Origin of the sequence: Marisediminicola sp. UYEF4, from assembly GCF_040546025.1 — a bacterium.
Taxonomy (GTDB): domain Bacteria; phylum Actinomycetota; class Actinomycetes; order Actinomycetales; family Microbacteriaceae; genus Marisediminicola.
This window is the reverse complement of the sequence record NZ_JBEPNA010000013.1, coordinates 18,193-43,614: the sequence shown is the minus strand read 5'-3', so window position 1 is coordinate 43,614 and position 25,422 is coordinate 18,193. Positions and strand designations below refer to the sequence as shown.

Here is a 25,422-nt window from a genome sequence, read left to right as displayed (position 1 = left end):
ACACTCGTCACGGATTTCGTCGTAGCCGGCCGACCCGGCAGCGCTAATGCGCCGTGACAGGCGAAATGTACCCCGTTATCCGTCGTGCACCTCCCGCCGTTATCGGTCCGTGGGCACCCCAAACGGGTGACAGGGTACAAAATTGTCCCCCGGAAGTCCCCTAAAGAGATGACTTTCGGGGACCCCCGGTTCGTTGCATGATTGTTCTTGCTAGGTGTTGCTCAATGAGCACACCGCCAATCATTAGCCGACTAGGGTAAGCGGGCTAATGCATTGGGGGCGAGTCAGGGCGGTATTCGGGTTATCGCCCTGACTCGGGGATTTGGATAGGACCGGCCGGTGGCCGGTCCTATTTCTCGTTAAGCCCGCCGCTTACAGGGCGTGTGCGCCACGCTCGACGACTCGCGGAATCTCAAGCCACAAGTCGATCTCGTCGTCGTCCTCGTCGTCTGACTCCTGGCCGAGCGCGGAGCTGGTGCCGTCACTGCCCGAGCTGAGCCCGACGACCGTCACGGCCGTCTCGGATCCGTGGGGCACGGTCCGCGCGATGATCCGGTCGGCCTTCGAGCCGCCGATCGCCTTCGCGAGGTGGTTGAGCACGCGATCCAGCTCACCCTCGGAAAGGTCGTCAATTCCGCCCTCGTCGAGCAGCGTGACGGTCGTGCCGCGCCTGCGGGAGGCCATGACCTCGTGTCGCACTCGGTCGTTGAGCAGTTTGCGCCCGCGGATCTCATCACGGATCGCCCCCTCGAGGAGCAGGCATTCCTCACGCTGGGCGTCCGTGAGGTCCCCTCCGCTCGCGACAATCTCCCGCAGCATGGGAACAGCCATGCGACTGGTCTGACCGAGCCTGAACTGGCGCTCGAACACATGCGCCTCCTGCGCCGCGCGCCACTCGGCGGCTTCCCGCTCGGCCAGGGCGTAGTGGCGAGCGTCGCGTCCGGCAGAGGCGAGGGAGTAGGCGAGTGCGTGGGAGATCGCGACCCAGATGATGCTCCCGAGGGTCCCGACCTCGAGTAGGGCGCCGAAGCCCTGCCAGGCAACGGTCTGGACAGCGAGGGCGCCGACGCCGATCCAGGCGAGCGACTGGCGCCGCCGGGTCGACGTGATGACCATCAGCGTGCCGATCGCGGCCGTGTGCCACGCTGCGTAGCTGTTGCCCGGTCCGGCTGGCAGCTGACTCGTCACAAGGAGTGCGACGGCAAGCGAGACTGCGACGTTGAACGACGCCATCCAGATCGGCATCCGGGTCGACTTCGTCGGCCACAGGCTCGCGATGGTCGCGATCGCGTACAGCACCATCGCTGCGATGTAGGGGCCGTTCCGCACCGGGACATCGATCGATACCGCCGCGAGCAGCAGGTGATAGGCCGAGAACACCGCCGCGAGCATCACGATGAGATAGCGGGGAATCGAGATGCTCACGATGTCGCGCCCTCGCCGGCGGCAACCGGCACAGCACCCTCGCCGGCATCCGGGCCAGACCCGGGCCAGACGCTCTCAGCGGCCGGCCAGCGGATCGTGATGACGGTGCCCTCTCCGGGGCGCGAATCCACGTCGACGTGCCCGCCGGCATTACTGACCCGCTCGAGAATCGAGATCCTCAGCCCGATCCTCGCGGTCGGCACGGCTTGAGGGTCGAATCCGGCGCCGGTGTCCCCGACGACAACGACCACTCCGCCGCCGGGCGCACAGCGCACTCCGACCCACCTCGTGGTGTTCGGATCGGAACCAGCGTGCTGGGTGCTGTTGACCATCGACTGCACGGCGGCCGAGTACACGGCCTCCGCGGCCTGCGACGGGAGGTCCCAGTCACTGATCTCGCCCGGCCGGTACTCGAACGCAACCGAGACGGCGTCGGCCGCCGACCGGATCCGCACGGCGAGATCGCCCACTCTCACCTTCGTCGCGTCATCCGGCGATGACGCCGCGGCGTCCCGCAGGTAGCCCATCGCGTTGCTCGCCATCCGTACGGCCAGCGCCTCGGCCTCCGGGGCGTGCGACCGCGCCGCCGAGATGAGGGTCGTGAGCACGCTATCGTGCACGATCGCGTCGACCTGCACCCTTTCGACCTCGGTGGCGTGCTGGCGCACAGCGTAGGAGTAGCGATCGAGTGCGGTCGACTGGGCGAGGTCGACCGATGCCGCCGCCTGCCGGAGCATCGTGATGATGATGAGAACAGTGCCGCCGAGGATGATCGCATAAATCACGTCGTAGGCGGCGAGGTCGAGCGGTGCAGCCCCTCCGGCCGGCGTCACCCGCACGATGCCGTAGGTGAGCGGCGCTACCACGAGCGCCACGACGGCGGCCCACACGGGCCAGGCGACGGCGGCGGCGGCGGTCGCCACCGTGCAGATGAACCACGGCCAGGGGCGCTCGTCCGACACGACGGCCACATCGGCGACCCCGGTGGGCCAGGTCGCCATCACGACGAACCAGGCCACAGCGACGAAACCGTTGACGATCAGCACCCACCGCTTCAGGATCGAGGCGGCGACCGACAGCAGCAGCCCTCCGAAGAGGAGTCCTTGGGCGAACAACGACCACTCAGGGATCATAAACGAGGATTGCGCGAGCAAGACTGGCACCGTCTGAGCGCCGAACACCAGCCCGAAGACCCCCGTCGACCGGGAGATGACTGTTTCGATCTGGCGACGGCTGATCGGGTTCCGAGATGTTCGCGGCTGCCCCATCCCGCCGTGGGGTGGTTCGTTAGCGGCCATCACCGGCTTCCGGGTCGAGCCCCGGAAGGATGCCGTCTTCGACCGCTCGGCGGAGCAGGTCGACCTTGGTGGGCGCCGGTCGGCCCACCTCCACGTACTTCACCCGGATACGGTCGAGGTATTCCCTGGCCGTGGAGTACCCGATGCCAAGCTGCTGCGCGGCGAGCTTGAGCGGGAACCCAGAGGCGTACAGGTGCAGGATCTCGCGCTCGCGGCGACCCAGCTGCGCCTTGGCGAAGTCGCTGTCGGCGTCGATGGCCGTCGCCCACTCGAGGTTGTTGAGCACATCGCCCCGAGCGACGGTCTCGACGGCGGAAATCACGGTCTTGGTCGCGGACGACTTCGGGATGACACCTGCCGCGCCCGCTGCGAGGGCCTCGCGCACCGAGGCGACCCGGTCGGCGATGCTGTGGATGAGCACCGCGGAGCCGACGGCCTGCACGCGCTTGACATTCTCCGTGACGGTCGAGCCGTCGCCGAGCGAGAGATCGAGCACGACAACGTCGCACTCCCGGCCGCCCAGCTGCGCAATCAGCTCGTCGACGGATGCCGCGGCGACGATGAACTCGAATCCCGCGTCGGTGCAGGCGGCCTTGAGCCCGAGCCTGACCGACTCGTGGTCGTCCACGACGGAGACGCGCACGGTCGTCGCCGGCGCTCCCGCAACGGGAACGTGCGTTGTTGGCTGGGCCATGGTGATCCTTGTCTCCTGCAGACCGCCGTCCACGACGGCCTCACCGCCTAGCTTAACGCGGCGCGAGGCGCCAGCGTGGGTTGCTGCGGCGTGCCGGTCAGAATCCGGGCCCGTCAGCGCCGCACAAGCGTCGCGACGGCCTCGACGTGGTGGGTGTTCGGGAACAGGTCGAAGGCAACCAGCCGGGACATCTCGTAGCCCTGGGCTGCGAACAGGGCGACATCACGCGCGAGGGCAACGGGGTCGCAGGCGACATAGACGATCTGGGCCGGTTCCAGCCGCACGAGTTCACTGACGACCGCCTTGCCCGCCCCGGCCCGCGGCGGGTCGAGGACCACGGTCGCCGCCCGCAGCCGAGACCGGTCGGCGCCGCGCGCCTCGGTACCGACCTGGCGAAGGTAGCGCTCGACTCGCGCCGTGACGGCTGCGGCGCCGACCCAGTCGACGAGATTCTCGGCGGCGTGGTCGGTCGCCCCCGCGTCGCTCTCGACGCTCGTGATGCGCACGGCCCGGCCGAACCTGTCGCCGACCGCGGCCGCGAGGAGCCCGACGCCGCCGTAGAGGTCGAGGTTCGCGGCCCGCGCGTCGAAGAGCGACTCGTCGATCGCCTGCTGCACCGCCGTGGTCAGTGCTTGGGCCGCATGCCGGTGCACCTGCCAGAACCCGCGGACGTCGAGTCGGAAATCGCGGTCGCCGACCCGTTCGATGATGCGGTTCGAGTGCTTCGTGGGACCGGATGCCGCATCGTCAACCAGCACGAGAGGGGCGCCTGTCGACGGCACGACGATGTCGACGAAGTCCGCTCCGGTGAATTTCTCGCCGAGCGGCGCAACCTTTCGGGCCTCGGGCACGGCGAGCGGAAGCTCGGTCACCTCGATCACCCGGTGCGACCTGGCCGCATACGGGCCGGGTGTGCCGTCGTCACCGACGTGCAGCCGCAGCCGGGTGCGCCATCCCGTGCCGTCCCCATCGGCGACTGCCTCGCCGGCCAGCTCGCCGGATGGCAGCGCCGCGACGTCGACTGCGACGTCGAGCTTCGCCATCCGCTTCATCGAATCGACGATCACCTGTCGCTTGAGCTCGCGCTGGTGCTCGAGAAGGATGTGGCCGAACTCCGCGCCTCCCGCGCGCTGGGCCGGCTCCCGGTCCAGGGCGGCCGAGTCCCAGACGTGGGGCCGGCGGTGCGGCGAGGCGTCGAGCACCGCGACGGTGTCGGCCCGCCAGAATGACGACTTCGCATCATCGGTGATCTGCGCGATGACCCGCTCGCCGGGGATCGCATCGCTGACGAAGATGACCCGCCCCTCGTGCCGCGCAACGAAGATTCCGCCATGTGCAACGCCTGTAATCTCGACCTCGACGCGTTCGCCCTGCATGTCACCCATCCATCGAGCATAGGAGCACCGTGCGCCTCTATCTGGCCTCCACCTCTCCCGCGCGGCTCGCGACGCTGCGCGCCGCGGGCATCGAGCCCGTCGTCATCGACTCGCTCGTCGACGAGGATGCGGCCGTCGCGTCGTGGGTGGGGGAACACGGGCCGATCGGGGCCCCCGAGATGGTCGAGCTGCTTGCCAGGGCCAAGGCCGAGGCCGTCGTGGGGCGCACACCCGATGGGCAGGAGATCGACGGGTTCATCCTCGGCGGCGATTCCGCGTTCGAGCTCGACGGCATCATCTACGGCAAACCGCACTTGCCGCACGTCGCCCGGGAACGCTGGCTGCTGCAGCGCGGACGCACCGGCCACCTGCACTCGGGGCACTGGCTCATCGACCACCGCGCCGGGGTCGCCGCCCGGGGAGCCGGTTCGGTGACGACGTCGGCGGTCACGTTCGCCTCGGACATCACCGATCACGAAATCGATGCCTACATCGCAACCGGGGAGCCGCTCGCCGTCGCCGGCGCCTTCACCATCGACAGCCTCGGAGCTCCCTTCATCACCTCGATCGAGGGCGATCCGCACGCCGTCGTCGGGCTCTCGCTGGCCGCGCTGCGTGGCCTTTTCCGCGGTTTCGACGTCAGCTGGCCGGCGCTCTGGAACCGCTGACCATCGCCGTTTTGTAGAAGGTCTCGCTGCGACACGACACTTTTTTGTGGGTCGTGGCCAATTCGACCGTGCTGTGCGGCAATAGAGTTGGGCACTATGCCCCGGATAACTAAGGTTCTGATCGCCAATCGTGGAGAGATAGCCGTCAGGGTCATCCGGGCGGCGCGCGACAGCTCCATCGCCTCGGTGGCCGTCTACGCCGACCAGGATCGCGACGCCCGCCACGTGAAGCTCGCCGACGAGGCGTACGCGCTGAACGGCTCCACCTCGGCGGAAACCTACCTCGTGATCGAAAAGCTCCTGTCGATCGCCCGCCGGTCCGGCGCCGACGCCGTGCACCCCGGCTATGGCTTCCTCGCCGAGAACGCGGCGTTCGCACGGGCCGTCATCGACGCCGGCCTCATCTGGATCGGACCGTCGCCGGAGGCCATCGAGCAGCTCGGCGACAAGGTCTCAGCTCGCCACATCGCCGAGCGCGTCGGCGCCCCGCTCGCACCCGGCACGCTCAACCCCGTCTCCGGCGCATCCGAGGTGCTCGACTTCGTCGACCTGCACGGCCTGCCCGTCGCGATCAAGGCCGCGTTCGGCGGTGGCGGGCGCGGGCTCAAGGTCGCGCGCACCCGCGAGGAGGTGCCGGAGCTGTTCGACTCCGCGACCCGTGAGGCCGTCGCCGCGTTCGGTCGCGGCGAGTGCTTCGTCGAGAAGTACCTCGACCAGCCGCGCCACGTCGAGACCCAGTGTCTCGCCGACGTCTTCGGCACGGTCGTCGTGGTGTCGACCCGCGACTGCTCGCTGCAGCGCCGACACCAGAAGCTTGTCGAGGAGGCACCCGCGCCATTCCTCACCGACGCACAGAATGAACTGCTGTACACCGCGTCGAAGGCGATCCTGCGCGAGGTCGGCTACGTCGGCGCCGGAACCTGCGAGTTCCTCGTCGCGAAGGACGGCACCGTCTCGTTCCTCGAGGTCAACACGCGGCTGCAGGTCGAGCATCCGGTATCGGAGGAGGTCACGGGCATCGACCTCGTGCGCGAGCAGTTCCGGCTCGCCGAGGGCCAGGCCATCGGCTACGGCGACCCCGTCGCGCAGGGCCACTCGATCGAGTTCCGCATCAATGGCGAGGACCCCGGTCTGAACTTCATGCCCTCCCCCGGTCCCGTGCACGTTCTGCGCTTCCCCGGTGGGCCCGGCGTGCGAGTCGACAGCGGCGTCACGACCGGCGACGTCATCAGCGGCGCGTTCGACTCCCTGCTTGCCAAGCTCATCGTCACGGGCTCCTCCCGCGCCGATGCGATCGAGCGCTCGCGCCGGGCGCTCGACGAGTTTGAGCTCGCCGGTCTGCCGACCGTGTTGCCGTTCCACCGCGCGATCGTGCGCGACCCCGCGTTCACCTCCGAGCCGTTCAGCATCTACACCCGCTGGATCGAGACCGAATTCGTCAACGACATCGAACCGTGGAGCGGGTCGCTCGCTGAGCAGGAGCCGGCATCGGTGCGCACGAGCGTCGTCGTCGAGGTCGACGGCAAGCGCGTCGAGGTCGGGCTGCCTGCCCGCCTCGGTGCCGCCGGCGCCGGGCCGGTCGCGCCGCCAGCCCCGAAGCGCCGCGGCTCGGGTGCGGTAGTCACCGCGACGGGCGACTCGGTCAAGGCGCCGATGCAGGCGACCATCGTGAAGCTCTCGGTCGAGAACGGGGCACGCGTCGTCAAGGGCGACCTCATCCTCGTGCTCGAGGCGATGAAAATGGAGCAACCGCTCACCGCGCACAAGGACGGCATGATCGCCAACCTCAACGCGACGGTCGGCCTCACGGTTTCGTCCGGGCACCTTCTGCTGGATATCCAGACCTGATCGGCCGATGCCTTTCATTATTCAGGAGTGTGGGGTGGTGCCGGTCACTGGCGGCTTTCATCATTCAGGAGTGTGGGCTGAGTTTCGGCGGGAATCGCTGCAATCGGGAACGGATGCTGGGGAAATCAGCATCCGCCGCCCGAATGCTCCTGAATTCTGAATCTCGTCGTCCGGCTGAACTCCTGAATGATGAAAGCCGTCGGTCGAGGCAACTCGCGGGTTGGAGAGCCACTACGCGGCATCGGGGAACCGGGCTATCGCGCCGCGAACCATGCGCACGCACCACGGCCAGTCGCTGGTGATCTTCGTTGTGCTGAGCTGCACTCGCGTGTAGCCCAAAGCTGCGAGCTCAGCACCGCGTCGGCGATCCTCCTCGACCGCCTGCGGGTCGTCGTGATATTTGCGGCCGTCGATCTCAACGATCACTCTGGTCCCGGCAATCCGCCCATCCACTCTCCCGACACCCGGGAGATGGACCTGTTGGATCAGGACGATTCCGATCGCCGCCAGCCGCTGCCGGACGATCGATTCATATCCTGAATCGCTCCCGGGGCGGCACTCGTCGACAACACGCTGGTGCGCGATCGTCGCCTCCGAGAAGGCCTCGGTGAGCACCTCTCGGGGGACGAGCGTCAGCGCAGAGTCGACGCAGGCCACCGCCGTCTCTCTGTCGCACCAGGCGACCACCTGCCTGAGACAGACGAGCAGCGAGACCCGCCAGCATTCTGGTCCGAGCTCGGGTACGGCACCGTCCTTGAGCCAGTGCAGCACAATCCGCCGCCGGGAGGTATCGGGAGTGAGTTCGACCGGACGCACGCTGAAACTTGGAGGGTAGTTGGTGCGAAGCCGCGCCGAATTGGCCCCGACCGAAATATGCAGCCGCGTGTCGAATCCCGCCCAGAGGCCGTAGCTCCTCGCGGCGGACGTGCCAGCGAGGAGTCCGCCGACTCGGGCCGCCGCGAGTGCGTCGAAGGTCGCCTCCGCCGTCGCGTAGCGGGCTTGGCGCACGCGTCGCACCTCGCCCCGCTTGACCGCGATCGTCAGGTCGAACCCGCTGAGGCCGGCATCGATAAGTTGCTGCCGGGTGGCGATGCCGCCGAACGCGGCCACCGTTGTCTGGACCGATTTCATGCGGGAAGCATGGGCCAGCGGAAGTGCATGGTGCTCGTGAACCCGGACATTCGTCGAACCGGATGCCGCGCTGCCGCTGGGGAGGACAGCATCCGCCGACGCGTTCGCCCGCTGCTCTCATCATTCAGGAGTTGCGGCTCGGGTCGACTTTCATCATTCAGGAGTCATCGCTGCCGGGGCTCCGCATCATTCAGGATGCCCTGCAGCCACCCGCCCGAAATCAGGCACTCAGTCACAATTCCGCGCCGCAACCGTAGATGAATCCCACAAAAAAACAGGGCGGGAGTGGTCATCGATCCTGAATTCCGAAAGGGTCACCCAGCCCCAACTCCTGAATTCTGAAAGGGTCACCCGGCCCTGACTCCTGAATAATGACAGCGAAGAAGCCGGTTACGCGACGATGTGCATCGCCCGCGCGGCATCCGTGATGCTGCCCGACAGCGACGGATACACCGCGAAGGCCTGCGCGATCTGGTCGACCGTCAGGCGGTGCTCGATCGCGATCGCGATCGGCAGGATGAGCTCGGACGCGTGCGGCGCGACAATCACACCGCCGATCACGGTGCCCGACCCGGTGCGGGCGAAGAGCTTCACGAAGCCCTCCTTGATGCCCTGCATTTTCGCGCGCGGATTCGAGGCGAGCGGCAGCTTGTAGATGTCGCCCTGGGCGAGTCCGTCTTCGATCTGCTTCTGCGTCCAGCCGACGGTCGCGATCTCGGGCTGCGTGAAGATGTTCGAGGTCACATTGCGCAACTCGGTGGGGTTCACGGCGTCCCCCATCGCGTGGTACACCGCCGTGCGACCCTGCATCGCGGCGACCGAGGCGAGCGGAAGGAAATTGGAGCAGTCGCCGGCCGCGTAGATGCTCGGCACCGAGGTGCGCGCCACCCGATTGACCCGAATGTGGCCGGACTCGGTGAGCTGGATGCCGGCATCCTCGAGTCCGATACCGGCGGTGTTCGGGATCGAGCCGACGGCGAGCAGGCAGTGGGTGCCCTCGACGGTGCGCCCGTCGGCGAGGGTCGCGACGACCCCCTCCTTGGTGCGCTTGACCGACTCGGCCCGCGACTTCGAGAGCACCGTCATGCCGTTGCGCTTGAAAACGTCCTCGATCACCCGCGCGGCGTCGGCATCCTCACCAGGGAGCACCTGGTCACGACTCGAAATGAGCGTGACCTTCGAGCCCAGCGCGGTGTAGGCCGAGGCGAACTCGGCCCCGGTCACGCCGGAGCCGACGACAATGAGGTGCTCGGGGATCGCCTTCAGCGTGTAGAGCTGGGTCCAGGTGAAGATGCGCTCACCGTCGGGCTTGGCGGTGGGAAGGATGCGCGGGCTCGCGCCGACCGAGACGATCACGGTGTCGGCGTCGATCTCGTCAAAGTCCGTGGCGCCCTTGCCTCGGCCGGTCGAGACGATCATCCGCTGTGGTCCGTCGAGCCGGCCGTCGCCCTGCACGATGCGCACGCCCGCCTTGATCAGGCCGGACTTCATGTCCTCCGACTGTTGGCGGGCCAGCCTCATCAGTCGGGCGTTGACGGCGGAGAGGTTCACCGCGACCTCGGGGCGCACGGGCCGCCCGGAGTCGCCGCGGGTGAAGAACTGCACGCCCAGATCGGCGGCCTCGCCGATGGAGTTGGACGCCTCGGCGGTGGCGATGAGCGTCTTCGACGGCACGACATCGGTGAGCACGGCGGAGCCGCCGACACCGATTCGTTCAACGAGGGTGACGTCGGCTCCCAGTTGGGCACCGGCGAGGGCCGCCTCGTATCCACCCGGCCCTCCCCCGAGGATGGCAATGCGCTGCTTTCGCTCGAACTCATAGGACATGGCTTCATTCTCGCCTACCGCCGCGACCCTCCCAAACGAAAGGCGCGGCGGCGCCCGCCCAAGTGAATAGGGTGGGGTCTATGTCGACAACGCAGAGCCATGTGCTGGATGATCCGATGACGGATCCGATCGAGGTCGCTGCAGCCGCCGCGGCGGACATCGCGCGCCTCACCGGTGTCGACCACCACGACATCGCACTGACCCTCGGATCGGGCTGGGCGAAAGCGGCCGACCTCATCGGCGAGACGGTCGCGACGATCCCGGCGACGGATGTGACGGGGTTCAGCCGTCCAGCCCTAGAAGGCCACGTCGGCTCGCTCCGCTCGATCCTGCTGCCCGGCGGCAAGCGCGCCCTCGTGATCGGCGCGCGCACCCACTACTACGAGGGCCACGGCGTGCGACGGGTCGTACACAGTGTGCGCACCGCCGCGGCAACCGGCGCGAGGATCATGATCCTCACCAACGGCGCGGGCGGCATCAAGTCGCATTGGACGCCGGGAACGCCCGTGCTCATCAGCGACCACATCAACCTCACCTTCGATTCCCCGCTCGAGGGCGCCACGTTCGTCGACCTCACTGACCTGTACTCGTCGAGGCTCAGGGCCATCGCGAAGGGCATCGATCCGACCCTCGACGAGGGCGTCTACACCCAGTTCCGCGGGCCGCACTACGAGACCCCGGCCGAGGTGCAGATGGCGAAGGCGATCGGCGGGCACATCGTCGGCATGTCGACGGCCCTCGAGGCCATCGCCGCACGCCAGGCGGGCATGGAGGTGCTGGGCATGTCGCTCATCACGAACCTTGCCGCGGGCATCCAGACATCCCCACTGAGCCACGCCGAGGTTCTCGAGGCTGGCCGCGACGCCGAGCCGGTCATCAGTGCTCTCCTCGCCCAGATCGTCGACGCGCTGTGACGGCCACGCACGACCTCATCCGTGTCGCCCGGGACTGGATCGCCCAAGACCCCGACGCCGAGACGCGGGCCGAGCTCGAGGCGGTCGTCGCGGATGCCGAGGGCGGCGCACCATCGGCGGTCGCCGACCTGCACGACCGCTTTGACACTCGCCTCGAGTTCGGCACTGCTGGCCTGCGCGGGGCGATTGGCGCGGGCTCTAACCGCATGAACCGCGTGCTCGTCAGCCAGGCCGCGGCGGGATTCGCCGCCTGGCTGCTCTCTCGCGAGAGCGCCCCGAGCGTCGTGATCGGCTACGACGGCCGCACGAACTCACGGGTGTTCGCGATCGACACGGCGGAGATCATGGCCGGCGCGGGAGTGCGCGCCATCCTGCTCCCCCGCCTCCTCCCGACGCCCGTGCTCGCGTTCGCCGTGCGCCAGCTCGAGGCGAGCGCCGGGGTCATGGTGACCGCGAGCCACAACCCTGCCGCCGACAACGGCTACAAGGTCTACGTGGGCGGCGCGGACGGCGGCGCGCAGATCGTCGCCCCCGCGGATGCCGAGATCGCCGAGCAAATCCGCGCCGTCGCGGCCGGCTCGCTCGCGACCGACCTGCCCAGAAGCGCCGACTTCGAGACCGCGGGCGAGGCTGTCGTCGACGACTACGTGCGCCTGACCGCTGCCCTCGCCCCGGCGGTGCCGGCGCCGGTCTCCTTCGTCTACACCGCCATGCACGGCGTCGGCTGGCGCACGGCCCGCCGCGTGTTCGTCGATGCCGGGTTCGGCGAACCGGTCTCGGTGCGCGAGCAGCAGGAGCCGGATGCCGCGTTCCCGACGGTCGCGTTCCCCAACCCCGAGGAGTACGGTGCTCTCGACCTCGCGATGGCGACCGCGACGACGGCGGGCGCCGAACTCATCATCGCCAACGACCCCGACGCCGACCGGCTCGCGGTCGCGATCCCGGCGGCTGGCGGCTGGCGGCGGCTGAGCGGCAACGAGGTCGGTTCCCTGTTGGGCTGGCGCGCGGCGGAGCGGCTCGCTGAGTCCGGCGCCGACGGTACTCTCGCCTGTTCCCTCGTGAGCTCCCCCGCCCTGCGGGAGATCGCTCGCGAATACCGCCTCGACTTCGCCGAGACCCTCACCGGATTCAAATGGATCTCCCGCGCCGGCGGGCTCGCGTTCGGCTACGAGGAGGCCCTCGGCTACCTCGTCGATCCAGACAAGGTGCGCGACAAGGATGGCATCTCGGCCGCCGTCGATTTCCTCACCCTCGTCTCCGAGTTGAAGTCGGCCGGCAAGACGATCGACGACCACCTGCTCGACTTCGCCGAGAAATTCGGCGCGTTCGCGTCGGCTCAGATCTCGGTGCGCGTGACCGACCTCGCCGAGGTTCCGCGCATCATGACGAAGCTGCGGAATGCCCCGCTGCGGGAGATCGGATCGATTCGCGTGGACCGCATCGAGGACTTCTCCGGCGGATTCGGATCGTTCCCGGCCAGCGACATCCTGCGCTTCTGGACCACCGACGGCGCGCGCGTGATCGTGCGCCCGAGCGGCACCGAGCCCAAGGTGAAGGTCTACATCGACTCGTCGAGCACCGAGGGCACCGGCGCGGAGCGGCAGGCCGCGGCGCAGGCCGTCGTCGACGAGCTTGACGCGGGAATCCGCGCGATCCTGGCCTGACGCTCTTTCGACACGGTGGCTGATCGATCTGCCGGTTGAGCAGCGCGCTCTGGCGCGGCCGTGTCGAAGTCCGAGTGTGCCTGTTAGCGCCGAGTGTGCCTGTTCGAACGCGCACTCTCGGCGCGATTGGGCACAGTCGGCACGAAGTTGGGCGTGCCGAGTGCGGGACACCGCGGCGTGCCGAGTGCGGGACACCGCGGCGTGCCGAGTGCGGGACACCACTGAGGACGCGCGTTGTGGCTCCTGATGGTGCCGGGGGTTAGCGGTGTGGTGCGGCTGGGCGGATGCTCAGGCCACCGCACGGTCTCGACACGGTCGCCGCGCGACCCGAGCGACCTACTCACCCAGCGGCAGCAGGCTCAGCCCAGCGACTTCTCCAGCTTTTCCGTGAGCTCCTGCAGATCGAAGTAGTTCTCGATCACGATCACGTCGGCGAAGGTCTTGCCGATCGCCTCGACGAACTCGGCCGAGGTGAGGATCACCTGGGCGTCCGCCGCCACGGTGCGCACCGAAGTGATATCGGCCGCTGTGACCTCGGCCTCAAGCCCGAGGTTGGCCAAGACACGCTCGGTGTTGACCTTGAGAATGCTGGAGCTGCCGATTCCGGCGCCGCAGATCGCGACGATCTTCATTGTTGCCTCGTCATAATGGCGATGACCGTCGCGGCGTCCTTCGCCGCAGCGATCGCAGGGATCGCACTCGCATCGTTGAACACGTTCGCGAGCTCGGCGACCGAGGCGAGGTGCCCCTCGATCGACAGGATGGCCAACCCCAGCACGACGCTGACCGGGTCGTTGTGGGGATGCCCGAAGGCAACGGGCGTGCTCAGCGTCACGACCGCAAGGCCGTCCTTGATCACCTCCGGCCCGGGACGGGCGTGCGCGAGTGCGAGGCCGGGAGCGATGACCACGTAGGGGCCGTGCTCCTCGATCATGCGGATCATCTCATCGGAATAGCCCGAGCGTGCTGCCCCCGATGCCTCGAGCCCCGCGCCAGCGAGGCGCACGGCCTCACGCCAGGTCCGGGCATCCGCACCGATGGTGATGGCCTCCTCCGGGAGGGGCGGAAGCGGCATTCTCAGGCCTGCTCGAAGCCAGCGATGATCTGGTCGACGAGCTCCTCACGGTCCTCGAGCGGCAGGAAGGTCGCCGCGGCGGCATTGAGCTGGAAGACCTCGAAGTCGCTCAGGTCGTAGCCGAACGCGTCGCCGAGCAGCACGAGCTCCTTGCTCAACGAGGTGTTGCTCATGAGCCGGTTGTCGGTGTTGACGGTCACCTGGAAACCGAGCTGATAGAGCAGGTCGAACGGGTGGTCCACGAGGTCGTCGCCCCACGCGGCGATCGCCCCGGTCTGCAGGTTCGACGACGGGCTCAGCTCGAGCGGGATTTCCCGATCCTTGACCCACTGGGCAACCGAGCCCAGGGTGACATAGCTGCTCTCGTCGGTCTCGCGATCGACCACGATGTCTTCGGCGATGCGCACGCCATGGCCGAGCCGGAGGGCGCGGCCGTCGAACAGTGCGCTGCGGATACTGTCGATCCCGTCGGCCTCGCCGGCGTGCACCGTGACCGGAAACAGGTGCAGGGCGAGGTAGTCGAACGCCTCGCGCATCCGGCTCGCGGGGAACCCGGCCTCGGCACCCGCGATATCGAAGCCGACGACGCCGCGGTCGCGGTGGCGCACGGCGAGCTCGGCGATCTCGAGGCCACGGTCGGCGTGGCGCATCGCCGTCACGAGCTGGCCGATCCGGATGCGGGATCCGGCGTTCTGCGCGTCGTCGACGCCCGCGTCGATGCCGTCCTGCACAGCCTCGACGGCGTCGTCGAGGCTGAGCCCGCCGGTGAGGTGCTGCTCGGGGGCCCAGCGGATCTCGCCGTAGATCACGCCGTCCTTCGAGAGGTCCTGCACGAACTCGCGTGCGACCCGGCTGAGCGCCTCGCGCGTCTGCATGACGGCCGTCGTCACGTCGAAGGTTTTCAGGTATTCGACGAGGGAGCCGGAGTCGGACTTCTCGGAGAACCATCGGGCGAGGTCGCCGGAGTCCGTCTCGGGAAGGGCGAAGCCGACGGCGTCGGCCAGTTCGATGATCGTCTGCGGGCGCAGGCCGCCGTCGAGGTGGTCGTGGAGGGAGATTTTGGGGAGGGCGCTGACATTCGCGCCGCCTCGGAGGCGGTAGTCCTCTGGGGATGTGGTCATGGGGTCAAATCTACCGGGTGACGTCGTGTCCAGCCCCCTGCAGGCGGGCGGAGATCGCATGACCGGCCTCGAGCAGCTCGCGAAGCACCGCGTCGACGCCGATCTCGCTGAAGCTCGTGGCGACGTACGGGATCGTGAGCGCGGCAACGGCCTGGCGATCGCGGCCGAGCACGGGCACGACGAGGTCGGTGATACCGGGCTGCATGGGATCGTCACGCCGCAGGAAACCGGCCGCAGCGCCGCCCGTGAGCGTGATGCCCGCCGCGGTCGACTCGATCGGGAAGTCCGCACCCACGCGCACCCGGAAGCCGAAGTCGGCTGGGCTCTCGACCTGCGCGATCACGCGCACCCGGACGGCGTCGAGCACGCTGAGGTTGCACGACTGGCGTGCCGCCTCGGCGAGCCGGCGCATGGGGCCGAGCGCAAGCTCGACGAGGCCCCGTAGCGGCGGATGCCGGTGTGCGAGGTCCAGCATCCTGGTCGAGAGCAAGTACAGGCCTGAATGGCGATCGCGGTAGATCCACCCACGCCGCTCGAGCCGCTGCAGCACCCGGAAAATCTGGTTCACCGAGCGTCCGACGGCGGTCGCGATGGCGGCCTGGGTGAGTCCGCCGCTCTGGTCGGCGAGCAACTCGAGCACGTCGAGGGCCTTGTCGAGGGCGGGCACAGCATATTCCGGGGACTCTGCGGTCGGCGCAGCATCCGTCGCCGGGGCAGCCTCGTCGGCCGCGTCGACCGGTTCGGGGCGGTCGGGCATCAGCGGTCCGCGGCCATTGCCGCGAGCATGCGCCGGGCGATCAGTCGGTCGAGGTCGTCGGGCACCGGCTGGGCGCCGGCGACGAGGGTGGTGGCGGCGGTCGCGACGCGTTCGAGGGAGAGCACCTGGAGCAGGAACCCGAGGTCCATCGACTCGAGCGAGTTGCCCTTGGGCTCGCGGCCGGCGAGGTTCATCATCCGTCCGTCGGCGAGGAGGATCACGTGCCGGCCGTCGGCGAAATCGATCCGGTCGATCGCCTCGTCGAGGGGATGGATGCCGGTCGCCGCTGCCGTGAGCGCCGGCACGTCGATCTCCCACGGGAAGTGCCCGCAGTTGGCGAGCACCGCCCCGTCCGCGAGCAGCGGGAAGATCTCCGCGCTGATGACTCCGGGGTGGCCCGTCGCGGTGATGAACACCTCGCCCCAGCCCGCGAGGTTCTCCAGCGAATCAACCCGATAGCCGTCCAGCGCGGCCTCGAATGCCGTGAGTTCGTCGACCTCGACGACGGCGACCTTGCCGCCGAGCGCCCGGAGGTAGTGGGCGACCCCGCTGCCGCACCAGCCGTAGCCGGCCACGACGAAACGACGACCGGGGATCATCATGTTCGTGATCCGCATGAAGCTCTCGACGACCGACTGCCCGACCGCATGCCGGTTCTCGCCGATGGCCTTGAGCCGGCTGTCGTTGATGACAATCACGGGGAACGGCACGCGCCCGGCGAGCTCGCCGCGCAGCCTATCGCCACCGGAGGTGGTCTCCTCCGTGCCGCCGAGGATGCTGGACTCGATGCCACGCGCGACGGCACCCGCGGCGAGGTCTCCCCCGTTGTCGAGCAGGATGGCCGGGGCGGCATCGAGTACGGCCGAAATGTTCTCGCGGTGCCGCTCCACGCTGTCGTCTCTGCGACCGAAGACGGTCATGCCGTTGGCGCGCAGGACGGCCACGATGTCGTCCTGGGTGGAGCCGTGGTTTCCGGTCGCGACAATCTCGGCGCCGCCAGCGGCGAGGGTCTCCAGCAGCACCGCGGTCTTCGGCTCGAGGTGCAGCGACATGCCGATGCGCAGGCCGTCGAACGGCTTCGAGACAGCGAGTTCGGCGCGTGCCGCCGCGAGCAGCGGCATCCGCGAACGGATCCATTCGATGCGCTTGCGGCCACGGTTGACGAGTTCTGCTGTCTGATCATCCATGCCGACACCCTACGCCTATGAATGTCACTTTCATATATGCTTGCCCGATGGCGACGAAGATCATTCTGGACTGCGACCCCGGCCACGACGACGCGATTGCGCTTCTGCTCGCGCACGGCAGCAAGGAGATCGAGCTCGTCGCCGTCACGACCGTGCACGGCAACCAGACGATCGAGAAGGTCACACGCAATGCGCTCGCGGTCGCGCGCATCGCGGGGATCACCGGAGTGCCCTTCGCCGCCGGCGCAGCCCGGCCGCTCGTGCGGGCGGCGGAGGTCGCGGAGTCGATCCACGGCGAGTCGGGACTCGACGGACCGGTGCTGCCGGAGCCGGTCCTCGTTGTCGACGGGCGCCACGCCGTCGACCTCATCATCGACACGGTGATGGCTGCCGAACCCGGCACGATCACGCTCGTGCCGACGGGCGCGCTCACCAACATCGCGCTCGCGGTGCGCAAGGAGCCGCGCATCGCCGGTCGCGTCAAGGAGGTCGTGCTCATGGGCGGCGGCTACCACGTCGGCAACTGGAGCGCGGCATCCGAATTCAACATCGTGATCGACCCCGAGGCCGCTCACATCGTCTTCAACGAGTCGTGGAAGCTCACGATGGTCGGCCTTGATCTCACCCACCAGGCCGTCGCGACCCCGGATGTCGTGGCCAAGGTCGCCGCGGTCGGAACGGGCCCGGCCCGGTTCGTGCTCGAACTGCTCGAGTTCTTCGGCCAGACCTACCGAGAGACCCAGGGCTTCGAGTTCCCGCCGGTGCACGACCCCTGCGCCGTCGCCCTCGTAATCGATCCCTCGGTGATGACGGTCGTGAAGGTACCTCTCGACGTCGAGCTCGCCGGCACCCTGACGCTCGGCATGACCGTCGCGGACTTCCGCTCCCCGGCGCCGGCCGACTGCACGACGCACGCGGCGACCGACCTCGACCACGCCAGGTTCTGGGCGCTCATCGTGGATGCTCTCGAGCGGATCGGCGACGTCGAGCTGTAAGCCCGCGGGCGTCGTCAAAGTCGCACGTGGCCCGCCAGACTCAGCCGGATCGCGAGAGCACGCGTTTGGGCTGCTCGGGAGTCCCCGAAAGCGCCGTTTCGCGTGCTCTCACGGTCGAAGCCTCCTCGGCTGTGGAGAGTCCGCCCGTTGGGCCCGGCCACCGGTGCACTCTCGTTCGATGGCTCCACGGCATCCGCTCCCGTCCTCCCTCCTGACGGGTCCCTTCTTGGCGCGCGACGCCATGCTCGCGCGCGGGCGGTTGCGGGGACGGGACCTCACCGCGCCGTTCGCCGGAACCCGCGACCTCGCGACGGCCGAGGCGAGCCTGCTCCGGCTGTGCCTGGCCTTCGCCCTGCGGATGCCGCCCCGGTCCTTCTTCTGCGGGCCGACGGCGGCGGGCCTGCTGCGGATCCCCCTCCCTGTCGGCCACCCCTGGCTCCCCCTGCACATCGGTGTCCGCGCGGGCGAGAGGCGGGTCGAAGCCACCGGCATCCGCTCGCACCACCTCACCCTCCTCGAGGGCGATCTGGCCTTCTCGGCGGGCCTCGCGTTGACCTCGCCCGAGCGCACGTGGTGCGACCTCGCAGGGTCACTCACCCTGCCGCAGCTCGTCGGCGCGGGAGACTTCCTCCTATGGCGGCGGAATCCGGCCACCTCCCTCGTGCGGCTCGAGACCGCGGTGGCGCGTTTCCCCGGCCGACGGGGCCCGCGGATGCTTCGCCTGGCGCTTCCCCTGCTCTCCGAGCGGTCCGATTCCCCACCCGAAAGCGAGATCCGCATCGCCATACTCCAGGCTGGCCTGCCGTCTCCCGACGTGAATGAGCCGGTCAGGAATGCTGTGGGCCAATTTGTCGCGAGGCCTGACCTGTCGTGGCGAAGGTTTCGGGTGGCCCTCGAATACGAGGGCGATCATCACCGCAGGGACCGGATCCAGTGGGCCGAAGACATCCGCCGCATCAACGCCCTGCAGCTCATCAACTGGATCGCGATCCGCGCCCACTCGCCCGACTACCGCGACCCTGCCGGGCTAATTGGCAGGCTGCGCACGGCGCTGATGGCGGGCGGATGGGACGGCAGGCCGATCCGCCACTGGTGAGACGGGCGCGAGAGTACGTGTTTCGGCTCTCCCTGCGGCCGCGCAACAGCCAAAGTGCGTACTCTCAGCGCCACTGCCGGGTGGGCGAGGGGCGGGGGCGCCGAAATCCGCCGCTCAGGCCCGGATGGCGGCGACCGCCGCGGCCGCGAGGCCCACGACAGCCGCGGCACCCAGCATTCGGCGGAACGGGTTCACGCCGAAGAACAGCTCGTCGTACGCCCACCATGCAAGGGAGCCGTAGGCGATCACGCCGAACACCACTGCGGCGCGCGGCGGCAGCACGAACGCCAGGATGAGAGCTCCCGTGAAGATCAGGATCGCGAGGTTCGGCGCCTGACCCATGACGACGCGGCCGTCGACGCGGCTGCGGAACATCCAGTCGAATGTCCGGCGGGCGGGCGGGCGTGGCGAGCCCGACCGGCGGAACGAGCTCACGCCCCGATGCGATCCGCGATGAGCGGTCCGCCCGTAAGCACCTCGTCGCCGTCGTCGCCGATCCGCCAGGATCCCTCGAGCGACTCGAGGGCCCGGGCGAACCGCTCCGGCTCGTCGGCGCTGAGCGTGAACAACGGCTGGCCCGCCGTGACGGTGTCGCCGGGCTTGGCGTGCAGGTCGATCCCGGATGCGTGCTGCACCGGGTCCTGCTTGCGGGCACGACCGGCGCCGAGGCGCCAGGCGGCGATTCCGAAGGGGAGTGCCTGCTGCTCCACGAGCACGCCGGAGCGCGGGGCGGTCACGACGTGCGTTTCCCGGGCGACGGGGAGCGCGGCATCCGGGTCCCCGCCCTGGGCGGCGATCATCGCCCGCCAAGTGTCCATCGCGCGGCCATCCCGGAGCGCGCTCTCGACGTCGGCGTCGGGCTGGCCGGCGAGGGCGAGCATCTCGCGGGCGAGGGCTACGGTGAGTTCGATCACGTCGGCCGGTCCTCCTCCGGCGAGCACGTCGACCGACTCGCGCACCTCGTTCGCGTTGCCGATCGCGAGACCGAGCGGCACGTTCATGTTGGTGAGCAGCGCCACCGTCGCGACACCGGCATCCGTTCCCAAGCGCACCATGGTCTCGGCGAGCTCACGACTGCGAGCCTGATCCTGCAGGAACGCGCCCGAGCCGAACTTCACGTCGAGCACGAGCGCGGCGGTACCCTCGGCGATCTTCTTGCTAATGATCGACGACGCGATCAACGGGATCGCCTCGACGGTGCCGGTGATGTCGCGCAGGGCATAGAGCTTCTTATCGGCGGGGGCCAGGCCGGCGCCCGCGGCGCAGATGACCGATCCCACGCTCTCGAGCTGGGCGAAGAACTCGTCGTTGGTGAGGTCGGCGCGCCAGCCCGGGATCGACTCGAGCTTGTCGAGGGTGCCGCCGGTGTGACCGAGGCCGCGCCCCGACAGCTGCGGCACAGCGACGCCGAACGAGGCGACGAGGGGTGCGAGCGGAAGCGTGATCTTGTCGCCGACGCCGCCGGTGGAGTGCTTGTCGGTGGTCGGCTTCGAGAGGGAGTCGAAGTTCATCGTCTCGCCGCTCGCAATCATCGCGAGCGTGAGGTCGCGGATCTCGCGCCGCTCCATGCCGTTGAGGAAGATCGCCATCGTCATCGCGGCCATCTGCTCGTCGGCGATGTAGCCGCGCGTGTAGGCGTCGATCATCCAGTCGATCTGCGCGGTTCCGAGCTCCCCCCGGTCGCGCTTCGTGCGGATCAGATCGACGACGTCGAACGGCTCAACGGTGCTCATAGAACGGTGCTCACTGGCGGTACTCCTCTAGCGTGCGCGGCCCGAACGCGTCGGGGATGACCTCGTCGATCGTGCGGATGCCGGAGACGGTCTCAAGAAGCATGCCTGGCGCGGAATGTTCGAACAGGAGCTGTCGGCAGCGCCCGCACGGCATGAGCGCATTGCCGTTTCCGTCGACACAGGTGAAGGCGACGAGCCTGCCGCCACCGGTCATGTGCAGGCTCGACACCAACGCGCACTCGGCGCACAGGGTGAGGCCGTAGGAGGCGTTCTCGACGTTGCAGCCCGATATGACCCGGCCGTCGTCGACGATCGCCGCGACACCGACCGGAAACTTCGAGTACGGCACGTAGGCGTGACCCATGGCCTCGAGCGCGATGGCGCGCAGTGCGTCCCAGTCGATGGGGTCCGGCCGCTCGGCACTCATGACTTGATATACGGCTTGCCGTCGGCGGCCGGCGGCCTCGACTTGCCCACGAGCCCCGCCACGGCAAAGATCGTGACGATGTACGGGAGCATGAGCATGAACTCGCTCGGCACCGGCGACCCGATGATACTCAGCACGTTCTGCAGGTTCGTCGCGAACCCGAACAGGAGCGCGGCGAGCGTCGCCTTGATCGGATCCCAGCGGCCGAAGATCACGGCCGCGAGGGCGATGAACCCGGCTCCGGCCGTCATCTCCTTGTTGAACGACCCGACGGCGTCGAGCGTGAGGTACGCCCCGCCGAACCCGGCGATGGCCCCCGCGAGCGAGACGTTCCAGAAGCGCGTGCTCGCGACGTTGATGCCGACGGTGTCGGCGGCCTGCGGGTGCTCGCCCACTGACCGCACACGGAGGCCCCAGCGGGTGCGGTACAGGCCGAACCAGACCGCGGCGACCGCAACATACATGACGTAGACGATGATCGTCTGCCGGAAGAGCACCGGCCCGAGGATGGGGATCTCCGACAGGATCGGGATGTTGATCGGGTCGAACCCGGGCGGCGAGTTCAGAAGCGCGGTGTCCTCGGTGAGAACCTGGGAGAACAGGAAGCTCGTGAGCCCCGCGACGAGCACGTTGAGCACGACACCCACGATGACCTGGTCGACGAGGTACTTGATCGCGAACGCGGCCAGGACGAACGACACGAGCACCCCTGCGAGCATGGCTGCTGCCAACCCGAGGAGCGGTTGCCTCGTGATCGACGCGACGACAGCGGCGACGAAGGCGCCCGCGAGAAGCTGGCCCTCGATCGCGACGTTGACCACACCCGCGCGTTCCGAGATGACACCGCCGAGCGCACCGAAGATGAGCGGGACGCTGATGCCGAGGGTGCCGATGAGCAGCCCGCTGACCGGGATGCTGGCTCCCGCGGCCGCCCAGGTGAGGAACCCGACGACGAACAGGAAGCCGAAGACGCCGAGCGCCCAGACCGGAGTCTTTCGCGCACGGTAGGCGAGGTACGCGCTCCAGAGCGTGATCGCGGCGAGAAGCACCACGATCACGACGCAGGCGACTCGTGTGGGGAGGACGATGTCGGCCAGCTGGATGACGTCGACGCGTCGGGACAGCACGAACGTCGACTCCCCGTCGCGGCCGAAGGCGATGAAGACGACGGCGCCGATGAGCACGAAGACGGCGAGCGCGATCGGCGCCTTCCAGCTGCGGATCTCGGCCTTCTCCAGCACGATGCGCGACTGGGCGTCCTGCGCTCGGGTCACGGTCGTCATTTCGCTACCGCCTTCTTCTTCGATCGCGCAGCTGCGGGCTGGCCTGGCGTGGGGAGACGGAAGATCGTCCGCACGAGCGGCGGCGCCGCGATGAACAGCACGATGAGCGACTGCACGACGAGCACGATGTCGACGGGGATGCCCTCGGCGGCCTGCATCGAGAATCCACCCGCCTTGAACGCCCCGAAGAGGATTCCGGCGAAGAACACGCCCCAGGGCTTGGACCGGCCGAGAAGCGCCACCGTGATCGCATCGAAGCCGATGCCGGCGTCGATGCCGGAGCCGAAGCCGGTTGTGATCGTGCCCAGCACCTGGGACACACCGGCGAGCCCGACGAGGCCGCCTGAGATGAGCATCGCGGTCACGTAGACGTTCTTGACGTTGATGCCCGCGACCCGTGCGGCGTTGGGGTTCTCGCCGACGGCGCGGAACTGGAACCCCATGCTCGAGCGGCCGAGGAGGTACCAGACGTAGATGGTGGCGGCGATCACGAACAGGAGGCCGGCGTGCACGTTGTACCCGGACCCGAGGAGCGGCGGGAAGACAGCGGTGTCCGCCATCGGTGGCGTCTTGGGGTTGTTGCTGCCGGGGGCCTGGAGCACGGGGGTGCGGAGGAGGAACGACACCAGGTATAGGGCGACGAAGTTGAGCATGATCGTCACGATGACCTCGTGGGCGCCAGTCCTGGCCTTGAGCAGACCCACTATGCCACCCCAGACGGCCCCGCCGAGAACGCCGGCGAGCACCGCCACGAACAGGTGAACGCCATACGGCAGTTCGAGCGAGAAGCCGACCCAGCCGGCGCACGCGGCGGCGATGAGCATCTGCCCGCGCCCGCCGATGTTGAACAGTCCGACGCGGAAGGCGAGCGCGACACCGAGGCCGGCGGCGATGAGCGGGGTGGCGAAGGTGAGCGTCTCTGTCAGGGGGCGGATGCCGGCGGCAAAGGTGTCACGCCGGAAGTCGTAGACGGATCCCTGGAACAATGCGCGGTAGGCGCCGAACACGGCATCCCAGATCGCCTGGAACATGTCGGAGGGGCGGGAGAAGAAGTAGCCGGCTGCGCTCTGAACGTTTTCGTTCGTCAGGGCGATGAGCACACCACCGACGGCGAGCGCGAGAACGACGGCGAGCACTGAGATCGCGGCACTTCCGCCCATCAGGTCGCGGAGGAAAGCGGACGAGCGCGGCTCGTCTGGGGGCGTCTCGCCCGGGGCCGGCGCGGTGGCCTCCTCGACGGCGACGGGATCGACCTGTCCGCGGGACGGGATCTGTTCGCTCATGCGGTGTGCACCGCCGATTCGCCCGTTGCTTCTGCGTGGCTGGCTCCGGCCATCATGAGCCCGAGCACCTCTCTCGGAGTATCGCCTGGCACGATTCCCACAATCCCTCCGCGGTACATGACCGCAATCCTGTCGGCGAGCGCGACGACTTCGTCGAGCTCGGTCGAGACCACGATGACCGGTGTGCCGGCGTCGCGGGTTTCCACGATGCGCGTGTGGACGAACTCGATCGACCCGACATCGAGTCCGCGCGTCGGCTGGGCCGCGACGAACAGCCTGAGGTCGCGGCTGAGCTCGCGGGCCAGGACGACCTTCTGCTGATTGCCCCCGGAGAGGCGGCCGACGTTGGTCGTGATTCCCTGGGCGCGGATGTCGAACTCGACGATCTTCTTCTCGGCGAATTCGGCGAGGCTGGCGAGCTGCAGCGATCCCGCCTTGACGAACGGCTCACGGGTGCTGCGGTCGAGCATGAGGTTCTCGGCAATGGTGAACTCGGCGACGAGTCCGTCTTCCTGCCGGTCCTCTGGCACGAACCCGACGCCGGCGTCGAGCACCTTTCGCACGCTCAGTCCGGTGAGCCGCGTGCCGTCGAGGCTGATCGTGCCGGTGACCCGCTCCTGGAGGCCGAGGAGCGCCTCGGTCAGCTCGGTCTGGCCGTTTCCCTGCACGCCCGCGATCGCGAGGATCTCGCCGGAGTGCACCTCGAAGCTCACCTTGTTGACAACAATCTGGCCGTGGATGTCGACGACGGAGAGGTTGTCGACAACGAGGGCGGCCGCTCCCACCTTGGCCGGGTCCTTCTCGACGGTGAGCTCGACGGCGCGCCCGACCATGAGCGACGCGAGTTCCTTGTTGCTCGCGGTCGGCAGAGCCTCGCCGACGACCTTGCCGAGACGGATGATGGTGATGCGGTCAGCGACCTCGCGAACCTCGCGCAGCTTGTGGGTGATGAACACGATCGACGTGCCGGCCTCGCGCAGCTGCTTCATGATGACGATGAGCTCGTCGGTCTCCTGCGGGGTGAGCACGGCCGTCGGCTCGTCGAACACGAGCACCTTGGCGTCGCGGGAGAGTGCCTTGATGATCTCGACCCGCTGCTGCACACCCACGGGAAGGTCCTCGACGAGCGCATCCGGATCGACATGGAATCCGAATCTCGATGAGATGTCCAGCACCGTCTTGCGCGCCGATGCGAGGTCGAGCCGACCACCGAAGGTGGTCTTCTCATGGCCGAGCATGACGTTCTCGGCGACGGTGAAGACGGGGATGAGCATGAAGTGCTGATGCACCATGCCGATCCCGGCGTTCATCGCGTCGCCGGGGCCGGCGAAGCGCTGCTCCGCGCCGTCCAGCAGGATCTCGCCCTCCTCAGCCCGGTAGAGACCGTAGAGCACGTTCATCAGGGTCGACTTCCCGGCACCGTTCTCGCCGAGGAGCGCGTGGATCTCGCCAGGCTCGACGGTGAGGCTGATGTGGTCGTTCGCCACGAAGGATCCGAATCGCTTCGTGATCCCGCGAAGTTCGAGTTTCATGGGGTCCAATCTACTGGGCAGAAAAGGCCAATCCTGATGCGGCGCTGAAGCAGAACGGGGAAGCCAGATTCACTGGCTTCCCCGTTCT

The 25,422-nt window shown here is 68.4% G+C and carries 23 protein-coding genes; 6 read left to right on the top strand and 17 right to left on the bottom strand.

Annotation, left to right across the window (positions count from 1 at the left end):
* Positions 1–372 precede the first annotated feature (372 nt).
* The 4 genes from ABIB15_RS11710 to ABIB15_RS11695 form a co-directional block, all read right to left on the bottom strand.
* A complete protein-coding gene (locus ABIB15_RS11710) occupies positions 373–1,425 on the bottom strand; it encodes a DUF8320 family protein (RefSeq protein WP_354478642.1) in 1,053 nt (350 codons plus the stop codon).
* On the bottom strand, positions 1,422–2,558 hold the full coding sequence (locus ABIB15_RS11705) for a sensor histidine kinase (protein ID WP_354478639.1): 1,137 nt from the start codon (positions 2,556–2,558) through the stop codon (positions 1,422–1,424). Before ABIB15_RS11705 ends, ABIB15_RS11710 begins: the two co-directional genes overlap by 4 nt.
* Positions 2,559–2,712: 154 nt before the next feature.
* Positions 2,713–3,417 carry a response regulator transcription factor gene (locus tag ABIB15_RS11700; RefSeq protein WP_354478636.1) on the bottom strand — a complete coding sequence of 235 codons (705 nt, stop codon included), beginning with the start codon at positions 3,415–3,417 and terminating at the stop codon, positions 2,713–2,715.
* A 113-nt stretch (positions 3,418–3,530) separates the two neighbouring features.
* The gene (locus tag ABIB15_RS11695; protein ID WP_354478633.1) at positions 3,531–4,802 is read right to left on the bottom strand and encodes a class I SAM-dependent RNA methyltransferase; all 1,272 of its coding nucleotides are present in this window, start codon (positions 4,800–4,802) and stop codon (positions 3,531–3,533) included.
* A 20-nt stretch (positions 4,803–4,822) separates the two neighbouring features.
* On the opposite strand from ABIB15_RS11695, the gene ABIB15_RS11690 reads away from it, so the two are divergent.
* Positions 4,823–5,461: a Maf family protein gene (locus ABIB15_RS11690; protein ID WP_354478631.1), complete on the top strand. Its 639-nt coding sequence runs from the start codon at positions 4,823–4,825 to the stop codon at positions 5,459–5,461.
* A gap of 96 nt (positions 5,462–5,557) precedes the next feature.
* Positions 5,558–7,309, top strand: a complete 1,752-nt coding sequence (locus ABIB15_RS11685; RefSeq protein WP_354478628.1) for an acetyl/propionyl/methylcrotonyl-CoA carboxylase subunit alpha — start codon at positions 5,558–5,560, stop codon at positions 7,307–7,309.
* A gap of 231 nt (positions 7,310–7,540) precedes the next feature.
* Here ABIB15_RS11685 and ABIB15_RS11680 read toward each other — a convergent pair whose 3' ends face one another.
* Positions 7,541–8,440 carry a hypothetical protein gene (locus ABIB15_RS11680; RefSeq protein ID WP_354478625.1) on the bottom strand — a complete coding sequence of 300 codons (900 nt, stop codon included), beginning with the start codon at positions 8,438–8,440 and terminating at the stop codon, positions 7,541–7,543.
* 390 nt (positions 8,441–8,830) lie between these two features.
* Positions 8,831–10,267: an NAD(P)H-quinone dehydrogenase gene (locus ABIB15_RS11675; protein ID WP_354478623.1), complete on the bottom strand. Its 1,437-nt coding sequence runs from the start codon at positions 10,265–10,267 to the stop codon at positions 8,831–8,833.
* An 80-nt stretch (positions 10,268–10,347) separates the two neighbouring features.
* On the opposite strand from ABIB15_RS11675, the gene ABIB15_RS11670 reads away from it, so the two are divergent.
* Positions 10,348–11,181 carry a purine-nucleoside phosphorylase gene (locus ABIB15_RS11670; RefSeq protein WP_354478620.1) on the top strand — a complete coding sequence of 278 codons (834 nt, stop codon included), beginning with the start codon at positions 10,348–10,350 and terminating at the stop codon, positions 11,179–11,181.
* On the top strand, positions 11,178–12,845 hold the full coding sequence (locus tag ABIB15_RS11665; RefSeq protein ID WP_354478618.1) for a phospho-sugar mutase: 1,668 nt from the start codon (positions 11,178–11,180) through the stop codon (positions 12,843–12,845). The genes ABIB15_RS11670 and ABIB15_RS11665 overlap by 4 nt, the downstream gene beginning before the upstream one ends.
* Positions 12,846–13,204: 359 nt before the next feature.
* Here the strand turns inward: ABIB15_RS11665 and ABIB15_RS11660 are convergent, their stop codons facing one another.
* The 5 genes from ABIB15_RS11660 to ABIB15_RS11640 are packed head-to-tail and all read right to left on the bottom strand — an operon-like array spanning position 13,205 to position 16,985.
* Positions 13,205–13,477, bottom strand: coding sequence for a PTS sugar transporter subunit IIB (locus ABIB15_RS11660; RefSeq protein ID WP_354478615.1), 273 nt, complete (start codon positions 13,475–13,477; stop codon positions 13,205–13,207).
* Positions 13,474–13,920 (bottom strand): PTS sugar transporter subunit IIA, encoded by a 447-nt coding sequence (locus ABIB15_RS11655; protein WP_354478612.1) that lies wholly within the window; start codon positions 13,918–13,920, stop codon positions 13,474–13,476. Before ABIB15_RS11655 ends, ABIB15_RS11660 begins: the two co-directional genes overlap by 4 nt.
* A 2-nt stretch (positions 13,921–13,922) precedes the next feature.
* Positions 13,923–15,041 (bottom strand): adenosine deaminase, encoded by a 1,119-nt coding sequence (locus tag ABIB15_RS11650; protein ID WP_354478609.1) that lies wholly within the window; start codon positions 15,039–15,041, stop codon positions 13,923–13,925.
* 10 nt (positions 15,042–15,051) lie between these two features.
* Positions 15,052–15,798: an IclR family transcriptional regulator gene (locus ABIB15_RS11645; protein ID WP_354478607.1), complete on the bottom strand. Its 747-nt coding sequence runs from the start codon at positions 15,796–15,798 to the stop codon at positions 15,052–15,054.
* On the bottom strand, positions 15,798–16,985 hold the full coding sequence (locus tag ABIB15_RS11640) for an adenosylhomocysteinase (RefSeq protein ID WP_354478605.1): 1,188 nt from the start codon (positions 16,983–16,985) through the stop codon (positions 15,798–15,800). The genes ABIB15_RS11645 and ABIB15_RS11640 overlap by 1 nt, the downstream gene beginning before the upstream one ends.
* A 47-nt stretch (positions 16,986–17,032) precedes the next feature.
* On the opposite strand from ABIB15_RS11640, the gene uriH reads away from it, so the two are divergent.
* Positions 17,033–17,980 (top strand): uridine-preferring nucleoside hydrolase UriH, encoded by a 948-nt coding sequence (uriH, locus tag ABIB15_RS11635; RefSeq protein ID WP_354478602.1) that lies wholly within the window; start codon positions 17,033–17,035, stop codon positions 17,978–17,980.
* Positions 17,981–18,158: 178 nt separating this feature from the next.
* Entirely contained in the window at positions 18,159–19,076 is a 918-nt protein-coding gene (locus tag ABIB15_RS11630) for a putative endonuclease domain-containing protein (protein ID WP_354478599.1), read from the top strand.
* Between the two features lie 114 nt (positions 19,077–19,190).
* Here ABIB15_RS11630 and ABIB15_RS11625 read toward each other — a convergent pair whose 3' ends face one another.
* From ABIB15_RS11625 to ABIB15_RS11600, 6 genes are read right to left on the bottom strand one after another with little or no spacing between them, the layout of a single operon-like run.
* Positions 19,191–19,511, bottom strand: coding sequence for a hypothetical protein (locus ABIB15_RS11625; protein WP_354478596.1), 321 nt, complete (start codon positions 19,509–19,511; stop codon positions 19,191–19,193).
* On the bottom strand, positions 19,508–20,809 hold the full coding sequence (locus ABIB15_RS11620; RefSeq protein ID WP_354478593.1) for a thymidine phosphorylase: 1,302 nt from the start codon (positions 20,807–20,809) through the stop codon (positions 19,508–19,510). The genes ABIB15_RS11625 and ABIB15_RS11620 overlap by 4 nt, the downstream gene beginning before the upstream one ends.
* Positions 20,810–20,819: 10 nt before the next feature.
* Entirely contained in the window at positions 20,820–21,236 is a 417-nt protein-coding gene (locus ABIB15_RS11615; protein ID WP_354478590.1) for a cytidine deaminase, read from the bottom strand.
* Positions 21,233–22,519, bottom strand: coding sequence for an ABC transporter permease (locus tag ABIB15_RS11610; RefSeq protein ID WP_354478587.1), 1,287 nt, complete (start codon positions 22,517–22,519; stop codon positions 21,233–21,235). Before ABIB15_RS11610 ends, ABIB15_RS11615 begins: the two co-directional genes overlap by 4 nt.
* Positions 22,516–23,802 carry an ABC transporter permease gene (locus ABIB15_RS11605; RefSeq protein WP_354478585.1) on the bottom strand — a complete coding sequence of 429 codons (1,287 nt, stop codon included), beginning with the start codon at positions 23,800–23,802 and terminating at the stop codon, positions 22,516–22,518. The genes ABIB15_RS11610 and ABIB15_RS11605 overlap by 4 nt, the downstream gene beginning before the upstream one ends.
* Positions 23,799–25,334: an ABC transporter ATP-binding protein gene (locus ABIB15_RS11600; RefSeq protein WP_354478582.1), complete on the bottom strand. Its 1,536-nt coding sequence runs from the start codon at positions 25,332–25,334 to the stop codon at positions 23,799–23,801. Before ABIB15_RS11600 ends, ABIB15_RS11605 begins: the two co-directional genes overlap by 4 nt.
* Between the last annotated feature and the right edge of the window lie 88 nt (positions 25,335–25,422).